At 76.6% G+C, this 1,660-nt stretch carries 1 protein-coding gene; it reads right to left on the minus strand.

Features of this window, described 5'->3' with window-relative positions; all coding sequences use genetic code 11:
* Positions 1-109 precede the first annotated feature (109 nt).
* The gene (locus ACFWXO_RS32020) at positions 110-1,474 is read right to left on the minus strand and encodes a phosphoadenosine phosphosulfate reductase family protein (protein WP_380528211.1); all 1,365 of its coding nucleotides are present in this window, start codon (positions 1,472-1,474) and stop codon (positions 110-112) included.
* Between the last annotated feature and the right edge of the window lie 186 nt (positions 1,475-1,660).

The following is a 1,660-nucleotide window of genomic DNA, read 5'->3' on the forward strand; positions in this document are numbered from 1 at the left end:
TGGCGGGGTGTGGGGGGCACCCCGCGGTGGGGGGGGGGGGGGGGGGGGGGCCCCGGGCGGCGGGGGGGGGGGGCGCCCCCCCCGGGGGGGGGGGGGGGGGGCCCCCGGGTCAGCCGAACAGGGCCAGCTGACCGTCGGGCTCGGCAAGATTGCGGCGGATCGCTGCGCCGGGCCGCATCCGGCGGTACCAGGCGCGGCGGCGCTTGGCCCGGCGGCCGCGCGCGACGGGGCCGGCCAGCACCCGGACGTCCGCGATCGACAACCCGTGCTTGAAGGTGTGACCGGTGCTCTCCTCGGCCCCGGCGTAGTCCTCGGCCAGCTGCGGACCGAGCTGCGCCGAGCGGACCAGGTCGTCCTTGGTGGCCAGGACGCACAGGCGGCAGCTCAGGCGGTCCATCCCCAGGTCGTACGCCCAGTGGTATTCCAGCTGGTGGTCGCGGATCGTCTCCCAGACCTGCCGGTCGGTCATCTCGATGATCGGGTGCCACCGGATGACCGTGCGCCGGGAGTTGCTGGCGGCGCGGTCGATGACGAACTCGGGCTTGCCCGCGCGGCCCTTCGATTCCGCCCCGCGCAGGCCCAGGGCGTAGTACACGACCACGTGCTCGCCCGGCCGCTCCGCGCGCCGCCAGGTGACGAAGCGCGTGACCTGCTTCTTCCCGGGGCCCTCCTTCTGGTCGGAGGTGCACCAGCGCGCGTTCGCGCTGGGCCACATCTGCCGCTCCCGGGTGAACTGCTGGAACAGCCCGCCCTGCTCGCGCTGGGTCACGATGACGGGCACCCCGTAGCGCGCGGACTGGCGGTGTACCAGGTCCAGCGTGCCGGGCCACTCCACCGGCTCACCGCTGTCGGTGCGCCCGAGGTCGTTGTGGATCACGACCACCTTGTCGAGCGCGCCAGCGGCCTCGGCGGCCGTGCACACCAGGTGCTGCATGACCAGGCTGTCCTTGCCGCCAGAGCTGAACACCATGATCTGGTCGGCCTTGGCGAAGGGGCTGTGCCGCTTCGGGCTCGGATCGATGGTCAGCCAGCCGATCGGCAGCCGCGGCGGGTCGACGCGGTGGGCGGCCTCCGACAGGGCGGCCACCTGGTCCTGCGGGTGGGCGAACACCGACCACGCCTGGATGCGGCGGCGCCAGACGTCCGGGCCGGCGCCGGGCTGCTCCCAGAGCACGGCGGCCAGCTGGCGGACGGCGTCGGGGTTGTCGCCGAGCAGCAGCAGTGGGTCCAGCCGGCGTTCGGTGAACTCCTCGGCCTGGTCGTGCTCGTCGGCGGTGGCCCAGGTATGCCAGGCGTCCGCCCGGCGCCGCCACAGCCCCGGGTAGCCGTGGCGGGGGTCGGCGCCGATGTGCTCGGAGAGCAGGTGGACGGCGACGGCGGGCATATCGGCCGGCCAGTCCGCGTCCTGCACGCGGGTGGCGATGGACCGGGCGGCGAAGCGCAGGGCGCGACCGGTGCGCAGCGGGGTGGGCACGGCTCTCCTCGATGGGTTCGGCGGGAGGGCCCGCCAGGGGAAGTCGGCACCTGGGCGGGCGGAAGGGGGCGGGGGGCCGCGCGGGGGGGGGGGGGGGGCGGCGGGGGGCGGGGCGGGGGGCGGGGGGGGGGTGTGGGGGGGGGGGGGGGGGAGGGGGGCGCACGCCCCCCCGCGGCGCCCCGGGGC

Source organism: Kitasatospora sp. NPDC059088, assembly GCF_042738155.1.
GTDB lineage: Bacteria > Actinomycetota > Actinomycetes > Streptomycetales > Streptomycetaceae > Kitasatospora.